A 20,841-nucleotide genomic window follows, 5' to 3' on the forward strand; every position below is an offset into this window, starting at 1 on the left:
AGGCAGGACGAGTGGAGGGAGGACCGCGCGTGGTGGAGGACGAGCGTGCCCGCTTCGAGCGGCGCGGCACGGTGAGCGTCGTCCCCCGCTCGGCCACCGGGGCCGTGCTGGGCGACGATCCGGCGCGGCTGCTGCGGCGCCCGGTGGAGGACTTCCTCCCGGAGCCCGGCACGGTCGACCGGCTGGCCGACGCGTATCTCCGCGAGGGGTTGACCGTGGAGGCACGCACCGACGTCGGCCTCACCGTGGCCGGCGACAACGCCCTGCTCGCGGAGGTCTTCGGCAGCCCCGTGGTGCCGGTGCGGAACAAGTACATCCGGGAGACGGTCCGTTACGAGCTGAAGGCGGCGGGGGCGCTGCGCTCCCGCCCCTGCCCCGAGCTGGTCGCGGAGGTCCGGGCGCCCCGGGCGGGCTTCGAGCTGGCGGGCCCCGGGACGGCGGGCGAAGCGGTGGCGGGCCCGGAACCGGGCGGTTCGGGGCGGGCCGGCTCCGGGCGGGCCGGTTCGGAGCGGGCCGGTTCGGGGCGGGCGGTGGGCGCCGTGCCGCCGTCGTCGGTCCCCGGGCGGTACCTCCGGCTGCCCGGGGACGCCGCGCGGCTGGCCGGCGCCGACCGGCTGCACGCCGCCGGGATCCGCGGCGAGGGCGTCCGGGTGGTGATGGTCGACACCGGCCTGTACGACCATCCGCACCACCGGGCGCACGGCTACACCACCTCCGTCGTCCCGGCGCTGGAGCCGCTCGACCCCCGGGCGGACGAGCGGGGCCACGGCACGGCCATGTCGGCGCTCCTCCTGGCAGTCGCCCCCGCCGTCTCCCTCACCATGGTCAAGATGGCCGGGGAGGCGTTCTCCTTCCCGCTGGCGGCGTTCCAGCGGGCCGTCCAGCTGGAGCCGGACGTCATCTCGTGCAGCTGGGGGACCCTGCGGGAGGAGCCGCACCTGCACCTGGAGGTCGCCGCCGCGGTCCGGCGCGGCATCACCGTGCTGTTCGCCGCCGGGAACGGCTCCACGGACCGGCGTACCGCCATGTTCCAGTCGGTGGCCACTCCCGGAGCCCTCACGGTCGGCGGCGTCCATGTGGCGCCGGACGGCGGGCTCCGCGCCTCCGACCTCGCCTCCAGCTACCGCTCCGCGGTCTTCCCCGGCCGGAGCGTGCCCGACCTGTCCGGGCCCTGCGGCATGCTGCCCCACGGCGACTACATCGTCTTCCCGACCCAGCCGGGGTGCCTTTTCGACCGGCGGAACAGCGCCTACGACTCCACCGCGCCCGACGACGGCTGGCTGGTGTCCAGCGGCACCTCGGGCGCGACCGCCTACGCGGCGGGGGTGGCGGCGCTCGCCGTCCAGCGGGGCGTCGGCAAGGGCCGGGCGCTGCGGGCGGAGGACCTGGCGGACGCCTGCCTCCCGGTGACCGAGGGCCGCTCCCTCACCGGGGACGACTGCGGCGGCGCGAGCCCGAACGAGGCGGTGGGCCTCGGCCTGCTCACCGCGGGCCCGCCGGGCCGCTGACGGCGGTCCGGCCGGCCCGCGCGCCCGCCTCTCGTGGGAGAACCGGCCGGGAGGCGGTGCGCGGAGGAGGCCCGTCCGGGCCCGGGCCTCAGATCAGGCGGCGCATCCAGCCGTGCGGGTCGGCGGCCCGGCCGAACTGGATGTCCACGAGCCGGCTGCGCAGCCGCATCGTGACGGAGTCCTCGGCGCCGGTGTCCGGCGCGGTCGCCTCGCCGTCGCTCCAGACCAGCCGCCCGACGGGCGTCACCACGGCTCCGGTGCCGCAGGCGAACACCTCGCGGATCCTTCCGCTGCGCACACCCTCCTGCCATTCGGTGATCTCGACCGGGCGCTCCTCCACCTCCAGCCCGATCTCCTTCGCGAGGGAGAGGATCGAGGCGCGGGTGACGCCCTCCAGGATGGTGCCGAGCTCGGGGGTGACGAGACGGCCGTCGTCGGTGACGAAGTACAGGTTCATGCCGCCGAGTTCCTCGACGTAGCGGCCCTCGGCCGCGTCGAGGAAGCAGACCTGGTCGCAGCCGTTCTCGGCCGCTTCCACCATCGGCGCGAGGCTGGCGGCGTAGTTGCCGCCGCACTTGGCGGCGCCGGTCCCGCCGCGGCCGGCCCGGGTGTAGTCCGTGGACAGCCAGATCGAGACGGGCTTCACTCCGCCGGAGAAGTACGAGCCGACGGGCGAGGCGATGACCATGTACGTCACCTCGGCGGCGGGCCGCACGCCGAGGAAGGGCTCCGAGGCGAACATGAACGGCCGGAGGTAGAGGCTCTGTTCGCCCTCGCCCGGCACCCACGCCTGGTCGGCGCGGACCAGTTCCCGGACCGAGTCGAGGAAGGCGGGGAGGGGGAGTTCGGGGAGGGCCAGCCGCCGGGCGGAGCGGATGAACCGCTCGCCGTTGGCCTCCGGGCGGAACGTCCAGACGGAGCCGTCCGGGTGCCGGTAGGCCTTCATCCCCTCGAAGATCTCCTGCGCGTAGTGCAGGACCGCCGCGGCGGGGTGCATCGGGACGGGAGCGAACGGCACCACCGCGGCGTCGCCCCAGCCGCCTTCCGCCGTCCACACCGCTCGGGCCATGTGATCGGTGAAGTACTGGCCGAACTTGGGGTCCGCCAGGATCTCGGCGCGCCGATCGGGGCTCAGCGGAGCGGGGTTGGGCTGAAGCGTGAACCGCAGACTCATCGCGGGGACCCTCTCGGTCGGCGCTCTGGAAGCGTACGTGCTCCATCATGGAGTGACGGTTCGGCACCCTATCCGCCCATAGGTTACGGAGCAAGAAGTTGGATCTTGAGAGTGGCTTCGCGCGGCCGGGCGGCGACCGCGCCGTCGCGGAGGCCGGGCGGATCGAGGAGGCCGCGGCCGGGGCGGGGGCGGCCCTGGTCGGCGGGCCGGTGCTGTGCGTGGGGACCGATCTGGTCGACGTGGAGGAGTTCCGCACCGCGCTCGCCCGCCAACCGCGGTTCGCCGTACGGGTCTTCACTCCGGAGGAGCGCGCCTACTGCGAGCTGCCCGCGGATCCGGCGGAGCGCTACGCCGTGCGGTTCGCGGCGAAGGAGGCCGTCCTGAAGGCGCTGGGGGTGGGCCTCAGCGGTTCGGTCCTGACGGAGATCGAGGTGGTGCGCGCGGCTTCCGGCCGCCCCTCCGTCCGCCTCGTGGGGCGGGCGGCCGCCCTGGCCGAGGAGGCGGGGGTGCGGTCCTGGCTGATCACCCTCACCCACGGCAGGACCCTGGCGCACGCCTTCGTCGCGGGCCTGGCGGCCCCGCCCCTCCCCCGCGGGCCGGAGCTTCCGTAGGCCGGACGAGGGAGGGCCGGAGTCCCCTCCCCACTCAGGGTTGCATGGTCATGCATTGCCATGCATAATCTTCCTATGTCCAAGGTTCTCACCTCCCTCCCGACCGGCGAGCGCGTCGGCATCGCCTTCTCCGGCGGACTCGACACGTCCGTCGCCGTTGCCTGGATGCGCGACAAGGGCGCCGTCCCGTGCACGTACACCGCCGACATCGGTCAGTACGACGAGCCCGACATCGCGTCCGTGCCCGGTCGTGCCTCCGCGTACGGCGCCGAGATCACCCGGCTCGTCGACTGCCGTGCCGCGCTGGTCGAGGAAGGTCTGGCGGCGCTCGCGTGCGGCGCGTTCCACATCAAGTCGGGCGGGCGCCCGTACTTCAACACCACGCCGCTGGGGCGCGCCGTGACCGGCACGCTGCTGGTCCGGGCCATGCTCGAGGACGGGGTGCAGATCTGGGGCGACGGCTCCACGTTCAAGGGCAACGACATCGAGCGGTTCTACCGCTACGGTCTGCTCGCCAACCCGCACCTGCGGATCTACAAGCCCTGGCTGGACGCGGACTTCGTCACGGAGCTCGGCGGCCGCAAGGAGATGTCCGAGTGGCTGCTCGCGCACGGGCTGCCGTACCGGGACTCCACGGAGAAGGCGTACTCCACGGACGCCAACATCTGGGGCGCCACCCACGAGGCCAAGACCCTGGAGCACCTCGACACCGGGGTCGAGACGGTCGACCCGATCATGGGCGTGCGGTTCTGGGACCCGTCGGTGGAGATCGACGCGGAGGACGTGACGGTCGGCTTCGACCAGGGCCGCCCGGTCTCGATCAACGGCAAGGAGTTCGCCTCGCCGGTCGACCTCGTCATGGAGGCCAACGCGATCGGCGGCCGGCACGGCCTGGGCATGTCCGACCAGATCGAGAACCGGATCATCGAGGCCAAGAGCCGCGGCATCTACGAGGCGCCGGGCATGGCCCTGCTGCACATCGTCTACGAGCGCCTCGTGAACGCGATCCACAACGAGGACACCCTGGCCGCGTACCACAACGAGGGCAGGCGCCTCGGCCGGCTGATGTACGAGGGCCGCTGGCTGGACCCGCAGGCGCTGATGATCCGCGAATCGCTGCAGCGCTGGGTCGGCGCGGCGGTCACCGGCGAGGTGACGCTGCGGCTGCGGCGCGGCGAGGACTATTCGATCCTCGACACCACGGGCCCGTCGTTCAGCTACCACCCGGACAAGCTCTCGATGGAGCGGACCGAGGACTCGGCGTTCGGCCCGGTGGACCGGATCGGCCAGCTGACCATGCGGAACCTGGACATCGCCGACTCCCGGGCGCGGCTCGAGCAGTACGCGGGCCTGGGTCTGGTCGGCACCGCCCACCCGCAGCTGATCGGCGCGGCCCAGGCGGCCTCGACCGGCCTCATCGGGGCCATGGAGGGCGGCGGCGCCGAGGCGATCGCCTCGCGCGGCGAGGTCTCGGACGAGGAGACGATGCTGGACCGCGCCGCGATGGAGTCCGGCACGGACTGAGTCCGTTCCCCGGTCACCACGCGTGGCGTGGGCGTACGGCGGGCCCGGCGGAGAACGTTCCGCCGGGGCCCGCCGCCGTCCGCGCGACATCGGCCCGGCCGAGGGTGGCGGCTTCACCGCACAGCGCGGGGAAAACGGGGCAAGCTGGAGACCATGAACCTGCCCAACCCAGAGCACGGCCTGGACGCCACCAGTGTCATGAACGCCAAGAAGACGCTCCACGAGCTGCTGGGCCGCGCCGGAGTCTTCCGGGCCGAGGCCGATGTCCTGATCTCGCTCGTCGAGGCCGGTGCCGTCGCGGCGGCGCGCGGTGAGGTCGGCGCCATCGAGGGCGAGGCCTCGCGGGAGCGCGGAGAGCTGTACGGAGCCGGCTGGTACGACGGCGCCCGGGCCGTCGGCGCCGAGCTGTTCCGCATCGCCGAACGCACCCTGCGCGGCGCGACCGGGCCCACCGGAGCCGGGCAGGGGTCGCAGCCGGAGGGGGCCGCCGCGCATCCCCCGGTGGGGCGGATGGACGTGGAGCGCGCGCATGTGGCCGTGACGGCGCTCTATCTCACCTTCACGCAGAAGTCGGAGCTCGAACCGGAGATGGCGGACGAGGTCCTGACGGCGGTCCTCGGCACGATGAGCGCGCAGGAAAGGGTGGGGTACCCGGGCGTACTGGAGAAGTTCGCCGAGGCACACGGGGAGCGGCTGGCCCTGCTGTACGCGGAGTACGGGCCCGGCAGCGGCATCGCGGTCCACGGCCGCCACTCGCTGGCCCACTCCCCCACCAGCATCGCGGTGCTCGAACGCCTCTCCGGCGCCGCCGAGGCCCTGCAAGCCGAGTGGGACGCGGCCGAGTTGCCGCCCGGCTGGTTGGACGGTCTGGCGAGCGCGTGGCGGGAGCCGGCCGAGGAGGCCGGCCCGACTCCCGCCCGCTCGTGACGTAGCCCGCCGCCGGCTTCGCCGACCGTACGGTCCGTGCGGCCCGTCGCCGGCCTGCTCCCCACGGAGCACAGCGCACGAGCACGGCCTCGCGGCGCGACGACCGGCGTGACGGTGGGCGCCCGGCGCGAGGCGTCGGGCGCCCGGGGCGTCGCCGGGGGCGTCAGCTGCCGTCGATCAGCGCCTGCGCCAGGGCCGGGGAGAAGACGCCGGCCGCCGGTGAACCGGCCGGGCACTGCGGCCCGTCGCCGTCCGAGTCACCGGGGTGCTTGATCCACAGCAGGTACTCGGCGCCGCCCGTGCCCGCCTGGGACGGGACGCCCAGCTTGCGGCGGGGCGGGTTGCAGAAGCCGACGTGTCCGCTCGCCGGGTCGCCCGGTGTGACGTACCCGCCATTGCCGTTGCGGGAGGTGTCCACCACCCAGCGGCTGGTCACGCCGAAGTCGGCCTGGAGCTGGGCCGCGAGGCGACGGCCGTAGTCGTTCGAGACGGTCGTGGCATCGAAGTTGGAGACGTTGACGGAGAAGCCCCGGGCCATGGAGACCCCGGCCCGGTTGAGCAGCTCGGCCATCTTCTTCAGGCCGATCCCCTGCGCGCCGGTGCCGTCGGGACCGAGCGTCCAGGTGGAGTTGCCCGCGTCAAGGTACGTCTGGACGAAGCCGCCCTGCTCCTTCAGCCGCTGGTTGGCGAACCAGAGGGCGTCCAGGCGCTGTTCGAGGCCGCCGTTCATGCACGCCTCGTCCGAGGCCATCGGGACCGCGTCCGGCTCGAGCACGACGATCGCCGGCCGGCCGGCCAGGCCGAGCGCGAACTCCGAGATCCACGTCTTGTACGCGGCCGGGCTCCCCGCGCCTCCGGAGGACGGGCCGCCGCAGTCACGGCCGGGGATGTTGTACGTGACGAGGACGGGTACCTGCCCCTTGGCGGCCGCCCCGCCCACGTAGGCGCTCACCTCGTCCCGTATCCCGGTCGCGGGGTTGCCGTCGGCGTCCCAGCCGCCGAACCACTTGACGGCGGCGTGGTCGCCGAGGGCGGTCCGGATCCGGCCGGCCCGGGGGTCGGTCGGGTGGGCGTTCGCCCAGGTGTAGGCGTTGTTGGCCGGGTCGGTGTAGAAGCCTTCGCGGGCGGTGGAGGTGGTCAGGGAGACGTTGTCGAGGGTGATGTCGGTGGTCGCGCTCTGGTTGCCGAGCTGGAAGGTGACCTGTCCGGCGGTCGTCTCCAGGCCGGAGGTGAAGGTCCAGCTGAAGCGCCGGCTGGTGGCGTCGACGTCGAGGGTGCGGGAGAGGGTCCCCGTGTAGGGGGCGTCCGCCAGCTGCACGGTCGTCGCGATCCGGGTCGCCCGCGAGGCCTTGGCGTCGAAGGAGAGGGTGTAGGTCGCGCCCTTGCGCAGGACGAGCCCGCGCTGGGCGGCCATGACGTCCCAGGGGTTGCCGGGGGCGGCGGCGACGGTGGAGCGCAGGGCGCCGCCGGTGGCGGTCGCGGCGGCGTTGCCGGTGGTCCACCACGCCTCCATGCCGGCGGAGAAGGCGCCGTTCACGACCAGTTCGCCGTAGCGGGCCGGTGCGGGCGGGGCAGCGGGGGCGGCCGGCGCCGCGGGAGCCGCGGGGGCGAGGGCGGTGCCCAGGAGGGCGGCGGCGAGCGCCGGCGCGGCGGCCAGGCGCAGCCAAGGGTGCGTCACAGTCACGGAGGACGAGTCCTGTTCGGTCGGTGCCGGCCGACTCCGCCGACCGGGTGCGGCGGGAACCCGATGGCCCCCTTCGCGTTCATGATCGCAGAACACTCTGCCGGACCGTCCGGACCGTCCAGAGGTCGGCGGTCACGCGAAGGCGTCCGTGCGGGGCACCGGGCGGCGCCAAGCGGTGCCATTACGTCTTGCACTTGGCGCCATCAAGGTGCCACTATGAAACCGCTAGCCCGAGACCACGAGTCCGGGTCACGCCGACAGGCACGCATACAAAGGCACTTTGCACGTGGAACCGCTAGGTCAGAGATGGCGCCACGGATGACGCCACCCTGCTCCAGCGCGCCCCCGCCGTGCCTACGCTCACCCACGGAGGACACCATGCGGCACGAGCCGTCGCACCACCCCGGCACCGCCGAGCCCGTCACGCTTCCCGTCCAGCGCTCCGCCGGCTGCCCCTTCGACCCGCCCGCCGGCCTTGCCGCCTTACGCGAGGCGGAGCCGCTGACCCGCATGACGTACCCCGACGGGCACGTCGGCTGGCTGGCCACCGGCCATGCCACGGTCCGTTCGATCATGGGCGACAGTCGTTTCAGCTCGCGCTACGAGCTGATGCACTTCCCGTTCCCCGGCGGCCCGGAGGGCCCGCTGCCACCCGCGCCGGTCGGTGACATGACCGGGATGGACGCGCCGGAGCACACCCGGTTCCGGCGGCTCCTCATGGGCAAGTTCACCGTCCGACGGATGCGGCGGCTCACCGAGCGCGCCGAGGAGATCACCGCCGAGCACCTGGACGCCCTGGAACGCCGGGGGCCGGGCACGGACCTGGTCGACGCGTTCGCCCGGCCCCTTCCCGCGCTGATGATCTGCGAACTCCTCGGGGTGCCCTACGCCGACCGCGAGCGCTTCCAGGGCCACGCCCACACGATGATGTCCCTGGAGGCGGCGCCCGAGGAGCGCCACGCCGCCATGACCGGCCTGCAGGAATACATGGCGGAGCTGGTCGCCGCCCAACGCGCCGAGCCCTCCGACGACGTGCTCGGGGATCTCGCGCGGGACTCCGACCTCACCGACGAGGAGCTGGTCGGCATCGGCGTCTTCCTGCTCGCCGCCGGCCTCGACACCACCGCCAACATGATCGCCCACGGCACGTTCGCCCTGCTCGGCCACCCGTCCCAGGCCGAGGCCCTGCGCAAGGACCCGGCCCTCGCGCCGCAGGCGGTCGAAGAGCTGATGCGCTATCTGACGGTCGCCCACACCACCGTGAAGTCCGCTCTGGAGGACGTGGAGCTGGACGGCAGGCTGATCCGGGCCGGCGAGAGCGTCACGCTCTCGCTGGAGGCCGCCAATCGGGACCCGGAGCGGTTCCCCGACCCCGACACCCTCGACCTGCGGCGCACCGCCACCGGGCATCTCGGCTTCGGACACGGCATGCACCAGTGCCTGGGCCAGCAACTGGCCCGCGTGGAGCTGACGGTGGCCCTGCCCGCGCTGTTCGCACGGTTCCCCACGCTGCGGCTCGCCGTGCCGGCCGAGGACGTGCCGCTCCGGACGGACATGAGCATCTACGGCGTGCACCGGCTGCCGGTCACCTGGGACGAGGCCTGATCCCATGGACGTCCACGTCGACCGTGACCGGTGCCTCGGCGCCGGGATGTGCGCCCTGACCGCCCCGGAGGTCTTCGACCAGGACGAGGACGACGGCCTGGTCGTCCTCCTCCACGCCCGGCCGCCCCGGAACCGGCGCGCGGCGGTCCGCACCGCCGCGGGGGTGTGCCCGGCCGCGGCCATCACCCTCACGGACCCGGGGCCGGCAGAGGGCTCCTCACCCTGAGGGGGCGGGGCCGTACCCGTCAGGCACCACCCCGCCTACCCGTCACGCACCGCCCGCCTACCCGTCACGCACCGCCCCGGTGCAGGCCGTCCAGCACGGCCAGCTCCTCCTCGGTCAGCCGCAGGGCGCCCGCGGCCACGTTCGCCGCCAGGTGCTCCGGGTCGCCGGTGCCGGGGATGGCCAAGAGGTGCGGGCCCTGGTGGAGCGTCCAGGCGATCCGTATCTGCGCCGTGCTCACCCCGCGCGCCCGTGCGACGGCGAGCAGTGCGTCGGGCTCGGTACCGGCCGCGCCCGCCTCGCGGCCCGTGCCGGCGATCGAGTAGAACGGCACGAAGGCCACGCCCTGCTCGCCGCAGTCGCGCACGAACGTGTCGTGCTCGGGACGCACACCGAGGCCGTACTGGTTCTGGACACAGACCACCGGCGCGATGGCCAGGGCCTCGGCGAGGTGGGCGGGGGTGACGTTGGAGATGCCCAGGTGCCGGATGAGGCCGGCCTGACGCAAGTCGGCCAGGGCGCCGAAGCGTTCGGCGATCGAGTCGGTGCCGACGATCCGCAGGTTCACCACGTCCAGATGGTCCCGGCCGAGCTGGCGCAGGTTCTCCTCGACCTGGCCGCGGAGCTCGGCCGGGGTGGCGGCGTGGCGGATCCAGGCACCCGAGGGGTCGCGGCCCGGGCCGACCTTGGTGGCGATCACCAGGTCGTCGGGGTAGGGGGCGAGCGCCCGGTTGATCAGCTCGTTGGCGGAGCGCAGGGACGAGAAGTAGAACGCGGCGGTGTCGATGTGATCGACGCCGAGTTCGACGGCGCGCCGGAGCACGCCGATGGCCCGGTCGCGGTCGCTGGGGGCGGCGTCCGCGGCGAACGCCGCTCCCCGCTGCGTCAGCCGCATCGCGCCGAACCCGATCCGGTTGACCTCCAGGTCGCCCAGCTTCCAGGTCCCCGAGGCCGCGGCGTCGATCGTCTCCTCCGTGGTGCCCTCGGTCCTGTCGTCGATCGTGCCGTCGGTCGTCCGTTGCGTCGTGTGTTCGGTCATGCCGGGAATGATCACCCGCGGCCGGTCCCCGCACCAACACTGCGGGCATGACCGCATCCTTGGGCCTAGGAGGTGTCTTGTCGGTCAGGCCCGATGAACTGGACGACGCGGTCCGCGCGACCCTCGCCCTGTGCCTCGCCGACCTCGGCCGGGAACGCGAGGGCCTCTCCCTCATCTTGGGAGCCCTGGCCGACCATCTGCCGCGCTCGCAGCGGTCGATGCGGAACCACCCCCGTCTCCTGATCGAGCCCGAGGCGGCACAGCCGCCCCCGCGGGGACGGAAAACCATTACCGCGCAGGCCGCGCGAGGCGGAGACTCGTCCCATGAGTGACATGGGGGCGTTCCGGGAAGCGGTCACCGCGTGGGCCGCCGGTGGACCCGGCGACGCCGCGCACGAACTGGCGGCGCGGCTGCCGGTCCGTACGGTCGTCCTCCTCGAAGGGCCGAGCGACGCCGCGGCGGTCGGCGCGCTGGCCCGGCGGCGCGGCCGGGACCTCGCCGCCGAGGGCGTCTGCGTCCTGCCGATGGGCGGCGCGATGAACGTCGGCCGCTTCGCCCTCCTCCTCGGGCCGACCGGTCTCGGCCTGCGCCTGACCGGTCTGTGCGACGAGGCGGAGCGTCCGTACTACGCCCGGGGGTGGGAGCGGGCCGGAGCGGCGGAGCAGGGGATCTTCGTCTGTGCGGCGGATCTCGAGGACGAGCTGATCCGTGCCCTGGGCCCGCCCCGGGTGGAGGCGCTGGTCGGCGCCGAGGGGGATCTGCGCGCCCTGCGGACGTTCCTGCGCCAGCCCGCGCAGCGGGGCCGCACCGCACAGCAGCAGTTGCGCCGGTTCCTGGGCACGAAGAAGGGGCGCAAGATCCGGTACGGCCACGTGCTGGTCGAAGCCCTCGCCCCGGACCGTGTCCCCGCCCCCCCTCGACGACCTCCTCGCCGGTCTCTGACGCGACGCCCTCGCGGCCCGCGCCCCCAAAGCGCCCGGTCGCCCGGGCCGGCGTGACCTGGGTCATTTCGGACGACCTGGGGCGCCGGTTAAGGTGCCGGGGTTTACGCTCCCCATCCGTACGGACGGTCAGCCGTGCCCACAGACGACCTCCTCGCCCCGCTCACGGCGGCGACGACGCAGTGGCTCCTGCGCGCCTATCCCCCGGGACCCGGCGCGGTCCAGCGCGGCCTCGCGGAGGCCCAGGCCCGGCAGGCCGTGACGCTGGCGGCGTGGCTGCGCTATCCGACGGAGCTCGACGCGGAGCTGGTCGTGCTCTCGGGGCCGGGCGGCGCGGCCCGTCTCGACTGGGTCACCGGCGCGGACGCGGACCGGTCCGCGGGCAGCGAGGCGTGGCACTCCTGGGTCGACGAGGTCGTGGCCAGCTGGGCCGCCTGCCTCCTCGCTTCGGCGCCCCTCGCCTCCGCCGCCGCCGACGCCGTCACCGCGGCGCGCGGGGAGCGCGTCCCCGTGTCCTTCCGCCGGCTGACGGACCCCGCTGAGGCGGACCACCGGTCGGCGGGTCTGCTGCGCCACCCCGACTTCCTCGCACCGATAGCCGACCTCCACCGCCCGCAGCTCCGCGCCCGCCTGGAGGCCGCTCAGGCGGTGTGACGGACGGCTGTACGGGGCGTCTCCTCCGCGCCCTGGCGGGCGCGACTTCTCCGGGGCGGCCGTCCGACATGATCGCCGCCCCTGCGCACCCCTCGGGCCCGCATCCGCCCGCGCGCAGGGAAGCGAGGGTCCGGCACGTGCCGGGCCCTCGCTTCCCTGCGCCGGGGGTCAGCCCTGCCGGCCGCGGCCGGAGAGCATGTCCCGCAGGCGGTCGACCATGCCGGTGCCCGGCGCGAGGATCTTGTTCGCCGGCGGGGTGTCCGGCGCGGAGGGGTGGGGGCGGGTCGGCGCGGTCTTCTTCGCGGAGCGGACCTTCTCGCCCAGGTCGTCCAGCGCCGAGGCGGAACAGGACTCGGCCAGCAGCGGGAACAGCCGGTTCTCCTCGTCGGCGACGTGGGCGCCGACGCTCGCCTTCAGCCGGGTGATGAGCGTGTCGAACATGCCGTCGCCCGGCTCGCAGCCTTCGAGCTCCTTCAGCATCCGCTCGACTTCGGCGTGGTCGGCGACCTCCTTGTCGGCGAGGTCGTCCCCGTCGTCGACGAACCGGCGCACGGACGGGTACAGGTACTGCTCCTCCGCGACCGAGTGCCGGATGAGCTCCATGGTCAGCTGGTCGGCCAGGTCCCGTCGCCGCTCGTCGCCGCTGGGCAGCGCTTCGATCTTCGCGAAGAGTTCGTCCACCTCGCGGTGGTCCGCGGTCAGTTCCTGGATGACGTTTCCGCCGTGTCCCATGATTCGCTCCTTGTCGTTCGAGGCGAGACCGCTCGGTCGCGTGCGGTTCAGCGGCCTTGTACGGGTCCCCCGTGAGGCGCCGGGGTTGTCGCCCCGGCCTCGTACGTCACCCCGGTGGCCGACAGGGCACCACGGCATGGCGCAAGCCCGCCCCTCCGCGGCCGGGCCGGTGGCGTCGGCCCGGCGGGCGCGGTCAGCCCTGCTCCACCAGCTCCTTGAGGGCGATGTTCAGCCGGAGGACGTGCACGCGGGGCTCGCCGATGAAACCGAGGGTGCGGCCGTCGGTGTGGTCGGCGACGAGCTTCTCGACCGCCCCGACGTCGAGGGAGTTCCGTTCCGCGACGCGGTGGACCTGAAGGGCGGCGTACGCGGGTGAGATGTGCGGGTCCAGGCCGGAGCCGGAGGAGGTGACCGCGTCGGCCGGGACGTCGGAGGGCCGCACCCGGAACGTGGGGGTGGAGTTGTCCTCGACGACGGCGGCCTTGGCGTCCGTGACCCACCTGATCAGGTCCTCGTTGTCGCCGGACCGGTTGGTGGCGCCGGAGAGGAGGAGGGAGTACCGGGTGTTGACGCTGTTGGTGCCGAGGCCGTTCGAGGGGCGCGGCTGGAACCACCGCAGGTCCGGGCGCGCGGTCTCCTCGCCGGCCGCGAGGGGCAGCCGGTAGGTCTGGCCGATGAGTTCGGAGCCGACGACCCTGCCGCTCGCGTCCGTGATCTCGGAGCCGGCGGCTTCGGCCGGGAAGGCGACCCGGGCGATGCCGGTGACGGTCAGCGGATAGAGGACGCCGGTGATCACGGTCAGGACGAGGAGGGCGCGGAGACCCGCCCAGAGCAGCCGCCCTGTGGTGCCTGCGGAGTTGTTCATGGTCGGTCAGCCGATTCCGGGGAGGAGGGAGAGGAGCATGTCGATGAGCTTGATGCCGATGAACGGGGCGATCAGGCCGCCGAGGCCGTAGACGCCGAGGTTCCGGCGGAGCATCCTGTCGGCGCCGGCCGGCCGGTAGCGCACGCCCTTCAGGGCGAGCGGCACGAGTGCGACGATGATGAGCGCGTTGAAGACGACGGCGGAGAGGATCGCGGACTCCGGCGACGAGAGGCCCATGATGTCGAGCCTGTCCAGCGAGGGGTAGGCGACGGCGAACATCGCGGGGACGATCGCGAAGTACTTGGCCACGTCGTTGGCGATCGAGAAGGTGGTGAGCGCGCCCCGGGTGATGAGGAGCTGCTTGCCGATCCCGACGATCTCGATGAGCTTGGTCGGGTCGGAGTCGAGGTCGACCATGTTGCCGGCCTCCTTCGCGGCCGACGTGCCGGTGTTCATCGCCACCCCGACATCCGCCTGGGCGAGCGCCGGGGCGTCGTTCGTCCCGTCGCCGGTCATCGCCACGAGCCTGCCGCCGGCCTGTTCGCGCTTGATGAGGGCCATCTTGTCCTCGGGGGTGGCCTCGGCGAGGAAGTCGTCGACGCCGGCCTCCTCCGCGATGGCCCGGGCGGTCAGCGGGTTGTCGCCCGTGATCATGACGGTCCTGATGCCCATGCGGCGCAGCTCGGCGAAGCGCTCCCGCAGGCCGTCCTTCACGACGTCCTTGAGGTGGACGACGCCGAGGACGCGCGCCCCCCGGTCGTCCTCCACGGCCACCAGCAGCGGTGTGCCGCCGGCCTGCGCGATCCGGTCGGTCAGGGCCCGCGTGTCCTGCGGTACGGTCCCGCCGCGCTCCTCGACCCAGGCGACGACGGATCCGGTCGCTCCCTTGCGGATCGTGCGGCCGCGTCCGCTCTCGACGAGGTCGACGCCCGACATCCGGGTCTGGGCGGTGAACGCGATCCACTCGGCGTGGTCCGGTTCGCCCTGGAGAGGGACGCGCTGCGGGTACTTCTCCGTCGCCAGGGTCACGATGGAGCGCCCCTCGGGCGTCTCGTCGGCGAGCGAGGACAGCCGGGCGGCGTCGGCGAGTTCGGCCTCCGTGACGCCCCTGACCGGAGCGAAGGCGGCGGCCTGCCGGTTGCCGAGGGTGATGGTACCGGTCTTGTCCAGGAGCAGGGTCGACACGTCGCCGGCCGCCTCCACGGCACGGCCCGACAGGGCCAGGACGTTGCGCTGCACGAGCCGGTCCATGCCGGCGATGCCGATCGCCGAGAGCAGGGCGCCGATCGTGGTCGGGATCAGACAGACCAGCAGCGCGGAGAGGACGACGAGGGAGGTCTGCTCGTCGGCGCCGGCGTAGATCGCGAAGGGTTTGAGGGTGACGACGGCGAGCAGGAAGACGATCGTCAGTGAGGCGAGCAGGATGTTCAGCGCGATCTCGTTGGGGGTCTTCTGCCGGGCGGCGCCCTCGACCAGGCCGATCATCCGGTCGATGAAGGTCTCCCCGGGCTTCGTCGTGATCCTCACGACGATCCGGTCCGACAGCACCTTCGTACCGCCGGTGACGGCCGAGCGGTCGCCGCCCGACTCGCGGATGACCGGGGCCGACTCGCCGGTGATGGCCGACTCGTCGACCGACGCGACCCCCTCGACGACGTCGCCGTCTCCGGGGATGGTGTCGCCGGCCTCGCAGACCACCAGGTCGCCGACGCGCAGCTCGGTGCCGGGGACCCGCTCCTCGCCGGCCGGGGCGACGCGGCGGGCGACGGTGCCGGACTTCGCCTTGCGCAGGGTGTCGGCCTGGGCCTTGCCGCGGCCCTCGGCGACGGCCTCCGCGAGGTTGGCGAAGACGGTGGTCAGCCAGAGCCAGCCGGTGATCGCCCAGCCGAACAGGTCGTGCGGGTTCCTGATCGCGAGCACGGTGGTGACGACCGAGCCGATCAGCACCACGAACATGACCGGGGACTTCACCATCACCCGCGGGTCGAGCTTCCGGATCGCGTCGGGGAAGGAGGCGAGGAGCTGCCGGGGGTCGAAGAGGCCGCCGCCGATCCGCGCTCCGGCCGCGGGGGCCGGCGCTCCATGGGGCCGTACGCCCTGGCTGGGTACGCCTTGAGGCCGTACCCCGTGGGTGCGTATGTCGTCGGTCATGCCGCGAGCCCTTCGGCGAGCGGGCCCAGTGCGAGGGCCGGGAAGTAGGTCAGGCCGGTGGTGATCATGATCGTGCCGATCAGGAGGCCGGCGAAGAGGGGTTTCTCGGTCCGCAGGGTGCCCGCGGTCTCGGGTACGGGCTGCTGCTCGGCGAGCGAGCCCGCGAGGGCGAGGACGAACACCATGGGCAGGAACCGGCCGAGGAGCATCGCGATGCCGAGGGTCGAGTTGAACCACTGGGTGTCGGCGTTCAGTCCCGCGAAGGCGGAGCCGTTGTTGTTGGCGCCGGAGGTGTAGGCGTAGAGGATCTCGGAGAAGCCGTGCGCGCCCGTGTTCGTCATCGAGTCCGCCGGAGTGGGCAGGGCCATCGCGGCGGCGGTGAAGGAGAGCACCAGGGCCGGGGTGATCAGCAGGGAGCAGGCGGCGTACGTGATCTGGCGGGTGCCGATCTTCTTGCCCAGGTACTCCGGCGTGCGGCCGACCATCAGGCCGGCGATGAAGACGGCGATGACCGCCATGATCAGCATGCCGTAGAGACCGGAACCGACACCGCCCGGGGCGATCTCGCCGAGTTGCATGCCCAGCAGGGTGAGACCGCCGCCGAAGCCGGTGTACGAGGAGTGGAAGGAGTTCACCGCACCGGTGGAGGTGAGCGTGGTGGCGACCGCGAAGATCGACGAGCCGCCGATTCCGAAGCGGGTCTCCTTGCCCTCCATCGCGCCGCCCGCGAGGTCGAACGCCGGGCCGTGGTGCGCGAATTCGGTCCACATCATCAGCGCGGTGAACCCGAGCCAGATCGCCCCCATCGTCGCGAGGATCGCGTACCCCTGCCTGAGCGAGCCGACCATCCTGCCGAAGGTGCGGGTCAGCGCGAAGGGGATGAGAAGGATCAGGAAGACCTCGAAGAGGTTGGAGAGGCCGCTGGGGTTCTCAAAGGGGTGGGCGGAGTTGGCGTTGAAGTAGCCGCCGCCGTTGGTGCCCAGCTCCTTGATGGCCTCCTGCGAGGCGACCGCGCCGCCGTTCCACTGCTGGGTGCCGCCCGTGAACTGGCCGACCTCGTGGATGCCGGAGAAGTTCTGCAGGGCGCCGCAGGCGACGAGCACGAGGGCGCCCACGACGGAGATCGGCAGCAGGATCCGGACGGTGCCGCGGACCAGGTCGGACCAGAAGTTGCCCAGCTCGCCCGTGCGGGAGCGGGCGAAGCCGCGCACCAGGGCGACCGCGACCGCGATGCCCACCGCCGCCGAGACGAAGTTCTGTACGGCCAGCCCTCCGGTCTGCACGACGTGGCCCATGGCCTGCTCGCCGTAGTAGGACTGCCAGTTCGTGTTGGCCACGAAGGAGGCGGCGGTGTTGAAGGCCTGGTCCGGGTCGATCGACGCGAAGCCCAGCGAACCGGGCAGGCTCCCCTGCACGCGCTGGAGCAGATAGAGGAAGAGGACGCCCACCCCGGAGAAGGCGAGCACGCCGCGCAGATAGGCGGGCCACCGCATCTCCGTGTCCGGGTCGGCGCCGATGGCCCGGTAGATCCACAGCTCGACGCGCAGATGCTTCCCGGAGGAGTAGACGCGGGCCATGTGGTCGCCGAGGGGGCGGTACGCCAGCCCGAGCGCGACGGCCAGGGCGAGAAGCTGGAGCACACCGGCGAGCACGGGACTCACAGGCGTGGAACTCATGTGCGTGGGACTCATATCCGTGCTCAGAACCTCTCCGGCTTGAGCAGGGCGAGGACGAGATAGACCAGCAGGGCGACGGCCACGAGCAGACCGACGATGTTCTCGGCACTCACAGCTTCGCCACCCCCTTGGCGATGAGAGCCACCAGCGCGAACACCGCGATTGTGGTGACGACGAAGGCCACGTCGGCCATCGTGAGCTCCTGAGGGAAGAACGGTTTCTCTGACGTGACGAGAAAACCTCCTTCCCGCCGGTCCGCCGCTTCCGTTGACGCCTCCCATACGCGGGGCGGTGCCCTCTTGACGGATCTCCTACGGGGACACGGGGGGCAGACGGGGCGACCGCCCCACGCGGGTCCGCAGGAGTTCCGTCACCGGCCGTGTCACCTGGACGGGAGGCCCCTGCCCGCCCCCCGGGCCGGGCTATCTCCTCCGGCGACTGCTCAGCAGCAGGGCTCCGCACAGCGCCCCGAGGACGAACATGAGGAGCAGGGCCAGGTAGAGCGGCATGGTGACGACGGGGACGAGCAGGCGGATCCTGACATCGGCGGTGTTCTGGGCGATGAGGACGATGGCGAGGGCGGCGAACACCAGCATGGCGATGCGGGGCGGGGTCAGCATGCCCCGCCCCCTGCCGGCGCTCCTGTGCCCGTCCGGCCGGCCGGATTTCCGCGTGTCTTCTCGGCTCATGGGGTCATGCTCGCCTCGATCGGGCGGGAGGGCCCGGATGGGCGGGGCCACCCGGGTGAATCGTGTGACGGCCGGTCCCGTCGGTCTGGTGCGGGCGCCCGGCCGTCCCCGGGTGTCGCTGGGCCGCGCCCGGCCGTCCCCGGGTGTCGCTGGGCCGCGCCCGGCCGTCCCCGGGTGTCGCTGGGCCGCGGCCGGGCGCCGTCGAACTACCGTGGCATGTCCGATCCGATCATCGACAAGGGTGAGCGCATGGCAGAGCCGAACACCGGACAGAGCACCACGTTGACCGTCCTGGAGCAGGACGGAGCGCTCCTGCTGCGAGCCGTCGGCGGGGTCGAGCCGCCCGCGAGTCTGCCGGTGGTGGACGAGCGGGGACGGATGGTGGGGGTCTACACCCTCTCCCCCGGCGACAGCACCGACGACTTCCCGCCGCTGGGCCGGCTGAAGGTCGGCCGCGAGGACACCGGCTCGGACCTCACCTGAGGTCCGGCCCTCCCGGCGCCGCGTGCGGGCGCCCCTCCCCGCCGTCGAGCACCGACGGGGGCCTTACAAGGACATCGTGCCGAGCTCTCGGGCTATGCGGACGAACGACCGGACCATCGGGCTGTCGTGGTCCGACCGCCAGACCAGCCCCCACCGGAGGAGGGGCATGTCACGCACGGACACGTACGTCACGTCGGGGCGGACATAGAAGCGGGTGACCTGATTGCCCAGGGGGTGGATGACCTCGCCGTCGGCCACGAGCGTGTACAGCTCGTCCAACGTCGTGACCAGGAACTTGCGTTCGATGGCACGACCGCCGGCCGCGGAGAACGGGACGAAGGCGTCCTCGAAGTACGCGGGCTGGAGTCCGTCCGGCCCCGCGACGCCGTGGTCCGCGAACGCCTCCACGGTCACCGACGAGCGCCCGGCCAGCCGGTGGTCGGCCGCCACCAGTGCGACCCTGGGCTCCTCGAACAGCACCGGCCCCACGGTCAGATCGGGTTCCTCCACCGGAAGCCAGGACAGCAGCAGGTCGATCTCTCCGTTGCGCAGCGGCGCGAACGGGTCGATGTAGCCGTTGTGCTTCAGTCGCAGTCCCCACTGCGGATGGCGGGAGCGGAAGGCGTCCCAGAAGGGCCGCAGTTCGTGGCCGTTGGTGACCATGAGGCCGATCCGCAGGATGTCCGTCTTGCCCTGGGCGGTGAGCCGTGCCCGGTCCACGCTCGCCTTCAGGCCCAGGAACGCCGGCCGCAGGTCCCCGAGCAACTGCTCCCCCACCGGCGTCAACGTCACCCGGCGGCTGGTCCGCTCGAAGAGTTTCGCCCCGATCGACCGTTCCTGCTTCTTGATCGCCTGACTGATCCGTGCCGCCGAGACGTGCAGCCGTTCGGCCGTCCTTCCGAAGTGCAGCTCCTCGGACAAGGTCAGGAAGATCTCGATGTCGCGCAGCTCCACGCTCCCCCACGCCCCCGCTCGTTCGTTAACCCCCGGCTTAACCGGCGTTGCATGATCGGCCGTCGATCCGCCTCTTGTCCAACCCGGATCCTCACGGCCCCCGGCCGCACGCGTCCGGTCATGCCCGCGGACGACGGCGCCCACCGATGCCCTGACGGTCGGCATCTCCCGCGAGGGACCTGCGGGCCGCGTCGGGGAACGCCCGCTCGATGGATTCCCGCAGCAGGCTCAACTCGGCATGCACAGCGGGGTGCTGGGACGGTGGCAGGGTGTCGAGCAGGTCTTCGAGCATGGCGAGGAGCCGTCGGCAGATCTGCACGGACGACGCTCCGTAGTCGCGGATCTCGCAGACCGCGAGCTGCAGGTAGTTCTCCCAGTCGCGCCCCGGCAGGACGAGCCGGGCACGGCCGTCGCGATCGGCGATGACGTACCGTCCGGGGAGCCGCGCCCCGCCGACCGTGTGCAGGAACGACTCGATGTAGTTGACCACCTGTACGGCGGTCGTCGGATCGTTCACGGCCGGGGACAGGGCCCTGATCGCGATATCGACGAGAATCCGCAGCGCGAAGGCGGGGTCCTGCTCGATGGTGCGCTCGGCCCCGAGGGCGACGAGACCGGTCACCCGGCCCGGGTCCGGGGCCGACGTGCCGCCGTGCACCTCGACGAGCACGGTGCCGGGCGGTACGAAGTCCCCGATCAGCCGGGTCACGACGAAGACGCAGTCGTGGCGCGCCGCCTCCGCGACGAGGCCGGGTACGTTGAACGCCTGGATGGCTCCCCCGCGCTCCGTCCGCACGCGCGTCACCGGGCCGTCGGACAGCACGGTCCCGTCGCGGCGCGGCGTCGCGCCCCGGATGGCCGAGGCCCCGGTGGTGAAGACGTCCGCTCCCAGGCGCCCGACCAGCTCGGCGATGGCCACCGGTCTCAGGCTGTGGGTGAACCTGTTGAGGTAGATGAGCAGGAGCACGAGGCTGACGGCCACCGCCGCACCGGCCAGGGTGACCCCGAGGTCGGGGACCGAGTCGGACTCGATGCTGCGCAGCAAGGAGAACGCGAACGCGAACGTACCGGTGAAGGTGGCCAGCACCGCCTTCTGCAGCCTGTCCCGGTACCAGAGGCGCATATAGCGGGGGGAGAGGGTTCCCGTCGCCTGCTGCACGACGAGCACGCCGATGGTGACGACGAATCCGAGCAGTGCCACCATCGCCCCCACGATGGCGGTGAGCACGTCGCTCGCCGTCGTCGCGGAGTAGCGCCAGCCGCTCGGCGGCCAGTCCGCGCCGTCCACGGCCAGGGCGACCTCGGCGAGAAGGGCGCCGAGGACGAGACCGATCAGAGGCATGATCCACAGGCTCGCCTTGACGTACTGCCGCAACCTGAACCTGGCGGCCCAGGACGTC

General features: G+C 72.7%; 19 protein-coding genes and 2 pseudogenes. 10 read left to right on the plus strand and 11 right to left on the minus strand.

Annotated elements, in window-relative coordinates; translation table 11 throughout:
- Nucleotides 1–29 precede the first annotated feature (29 nt).
- Nucleotides 30–1,508, plus strand: a complete 1,479-nt coding sequence (locus tag ACFZBD_RS08700; RefSeq protein ID WP_391137753.1) for a S8 family serine peptidase — start codon at nucleotides 30–32, stop codon at nucleotides 1,506–1,508.
- An 88-nt stretch (nucleotides 1,509–1,596) separates the two neighbouring features.
- Here the strand turns inward: ACFZBD_RS08700 and ACFZBD_RS08705 are convergent, their stop codons facing one another.
- The gene (locus ACFZBD_RS08705; RefSeq protein WP_391137756.1) at nucleotides 1,597–2,682 is read right to left on the minus strand and encodes a branched-chain amino acid aminotransferase; all 1,086 of its coding nucleotides are present in this window, start codon (nucleotides 2,680–2,682) and stop codon (nucleotides 1,597–1,599) included.
- Nucleotides 2,683–2,780: 98 nt separating this feature from the next.
- Here ACFZBD_RS08705 and ACFZBD_RS08710 point away from each other — a divergent pair, with 98 nt between their 5' ends.
- From ACFZBD_RS08710 to ACFZBD_RS08720, 3 genes are all read left to right on the plus strand, one after another.
- Nucleotides 2,781–3,293 carry a 4'-phosphopantetheinyl transferase superfamily protein gene (locus ACFZBD_RS08710; RefSeq protein ID WP_391137759.1) on the plus strand — a complete coding sequence of 171 codons (513 nt, stop codon included), beginning with the start codon at nucleotides 2,781–2,783 and terminating at the stop codon, nucleotides 3,291–3,293.
- A gap of 75 nt (nucleotides 3,294–3,368) precedes the next feature.
- The gene (gene argG / locus ACFZBD_RS08715) at nucleotides 3,369–4,817 is read left to right on the plus strand and encodes an argininosuccinate synthase (RefSeq protein WP_391137762.1); all 1,449 of its coding nucleotides are present in this window, start codon (nucleotides 3,369–3,371) and stop codon (nucleotides 4,815–4,817) included.
- Between the two features lie 153 nt (nucleotides 4,818–4,970).
- The gene (locus tag ACFZBD_RS08720) at nucleotides 4,971–5,744 is read left to right on the plus strand and encodes a hypothetical protein (RefSeq protein ID WP_391137765.1); all 774 of its coding nucleotides are present in this window, start codon (nucleotides 4,971–4,973) and stop codon (nucleotides 5,742–5,744) included.
- A gap of 163 nt (nucleotides 5,745–5,907) precedes the next feature.
- Here ACFZBD_RS08720 and ACFZBD_RS08725 read toward each other — a convergent pair whose 3' ends face one another.
- Complete coding sequence (locus ACFZBD_RS08725; protein WP_391137768.1) at nucleotides 5,908–7,428, minus strand: glycoside hydrolase family 6 protein; 1,521 nt, start codon at nucleotides 7,426–7,428, stop codon at nucleotides 5,908–5,910.
- Between the two features lie 378 nt (nucleotides 7,429–7,806).
- Between ACFZBD_RS08725 and ACFZBD_RS08730 the strand changes: the two genes are divergently transcribed.
- Complete coding sequence (locus ACFZBD_RS08730) at nucleotides 7,807–9,033, plus strand: cytochrome P450 (protein ID WP_391137771.1); 1,227 nt, start codon at nucleotides 7,807–7,809, stop codon at nucleotides 9,031–9,033.
- Between the two features lie 4 nt (nucleotides 9,034–9,037).
- Nucleotides 9,038–9,259: a ferredoxin gene (locus ACFZBD_RS08735; protein WP_391137774.1), complete on the plus strand. Its 222-nt coding sequence runs from the start codon at nucleotides 9,038–9,040 to the stop codon at nucleotides 9,257–9,259.
- A gap of 64 nt (nucleotides 9,260–9,323) precedes the next feature.
- Here the strand turns inward: ACFZBD_RS08735 and ACFZBD_RS08740 are convergent, their stop codons facing one another.
- Nucleotides 9,324–10,295, minus strand: a complete 972-nt coding sequence (locus ACFZBD_RS08740) for an aldo/keto reductase (protein WP_391137777.1) — start codon at nucleotides 10,293–10,295, stop codon at nucleotides 9,324–9,326.
- A 77-nt stretch (nucleotides 10,296–10,372) separates the two neighbouring features.
- Between ACFZBD_RS08740 and ACFZBD_RS08745 the strand changes: the two are divergent.
- From ACFZBD_RS08745 to ACFZBD_RS08755, 3 genes and pseudogenes are all read left to right on the plus strand, one after another.
- Nucleotides 10,373–10,627 (plus strand): annotated as a pseudogene (locus ACFZBD_RS08745) (tetratricopeptide repeat protein); the annotation flags it as partial.
- A pseudogene (locus ACFZBD_RS08750) lies at nucleotides 10,620–11,238 on the plus strand (TOPRIM nucleotidyl transferase/hydrolase domain-containing protein). The pseudogenes ACFZBD_RS08745 and ACFZBD_RS08750, both read left to right, overlap by 8 nt.
- Nucleotides 11,239–11,372: 134 nt before the next feature.
- On the plus strand, nucleotides 11,373–11,891 hold the full coding sequence (locus ACFZBD_RS08755) for a hypothetical protein (RefSeq protein ID WP_391137780.1): 519 nt from the start codon (nucleotides 11,373–11,375) through the stop codon (nucleotides 11,889–11,891).
- Nucleotides 11,892–12,059: 168 nt separating this feature from the next.
- Here the strand turns inward: ACFZBD_RS08755 and ACFZBD_RS08760 are convergent, their stop codons facing one another.
- The 6 genes from ACFZBD_RS08760 to ACFZBD_RS08785 all read right to left on the minus strand — a co-directional run bounded on the left by ACFZBD_RS08760 (nucleotide 12,060) and on the right by ACFZBD_RS08785 (nucleotide 17,935).
- On the minus strand, nucleotides 12,060–12,623 hold the full coding sequence (locus ACFZBD_RS08760) for a hemerythrin domain-containing protein (protein ID WP_391137782.1): 564 nt from the start codon (nucleotides 12,621–12,623) through the stop codon (nucleotides 12,060–12,062).
- A gap of 193 nt (nucleotides 12,624–12,816) precedes the next feature.
- Entirely contained in the window at nucleotides 12,817–13,488 is a 672-nt protein-coding gene (locus ACFZBD_RS08765) for a potassium-transporting ATPase subunit C (protein ID WP_391137786.1), read from the minus strand.
- Between the two features lie 6 nt (nucleotides 13,489–13,494).
- A complete protein-coding gene (gene kdpB, locus ACFZBD_RS08770; RefSeq protein ID WP_391137789.1) occupies nucleotides 13,495–15,639 on the minus strand; it encodes a potassium-transporting ATPase subunit KdpB in 2,145 nt (714 codons plus the stop codon).
- Nucleotides 15,636–17,300 (minus strand): potassium-transporting ATPase subunit KdpA, encoded by a 1,665-nt coding sequence (kdpA, locus tag ACFZBD_RS08775; protein ID WP_391138544.1) that lies wholly within the window; start codon nucleotides 17,298–17,300, stop codon nucleotides 15,636–15,638. Before kdpA ends, kdpB begins: the two co-directional genes overlap by 4 nt.
- A 38-nt stretch (nucleotides 17,301–17,338) precedes the next feature.
- The gene (gene kdpF / locus ACFZBD_RS08780; protein ID WP_391137793.1) at nucleotides 17,339–17,428 is read right to left on the minus strand and encodes a K(+)-transporting ATPase subunit F; all 90 of its coding nucleotides are present in this window, start codon (nucleotides 17,426–17,428) and stop codon (nucleotides 17,339–17,341) included.
- 309 nt (nucleotides 17,429–17,737) lie between these two features.
- Entirely contained in the window at nucleotides 17,738–17,935 is a 198-nt protein-coding gene (locus ACFZBD_RS08785) for a lipopolysaccharide assembly protein LapA domain-containing protein (protein WP_391137796.1), read from the minus strand.
- A 285-nt stretch (nucleotides 17,936–18,220) separates the two neighbouring features.
- On the opposite strand from ACFZBD_RS08785, the gene ACFZBD_RS08790 reads away from it, so the two are divergent.
- Nucleotides 18,221–18,487, plus strand: a complete 267-nt coding sequence (locus ACFZBD_RS08790) for a hypothetical protein (protein ID WP_391137799.1) — start codon at nucleotides 18,221–18,223, stop codon at nucleotides 18,485–18,487.
- 63 nt (nucleotides 18,488–18,550) lie between these two features.
- Here the strand turns inward: ACFZBD_RS08790 and ACFZBD_RS08795 are convergent, their stop codons facing one another.
- Together ACFZBD_RS08795 and ACFZBD_RS08800 are read right to left on the minus strand one after the other, a co-directional pair.
- Nucleotides 18,551–19,441 carry a LysR substrate-binding domain-containing protein gene (locus tag ACFZBD_RS08795; protein ID WP_391137802.1) on the minus strand — a complete coding sequence of 297 codons (891 nt, stop codon included), beginning with the start codon at nucleotides 19,439–19,441 and terminating at the stop codon, nucleotides 18,551–18,553.
- Between the two features lie 118 nt (nucleotides 19,442–19,559).
- Nucleotides 19,560–20,783 carry a DUF2254 family protein gene (locus ACFZBD_RS08800; RefSeq protein ID WP_391137806.1) on the minus strand — a complete coding sequence of 408 codons (1,224 nt, stop codon included), beginning with the start codon at nucleotides 20,781–20,783 and terminating at the stop codon, nucleotides 19,560–19,562.
- Nucleotides 20,784–20,841: the final 58 nt, after the last annotated feature.

This window comes from Streptomyces sp. NPDC008121 (genome assembly GCF_042957155.1).
In the GTDB taxonomy this organism is placed as follows: domain Bacteria; phylum Actinomycetota; class Actinomycetes; order Streptomycetales; family Streptomycetaceae; genus Streptomyces.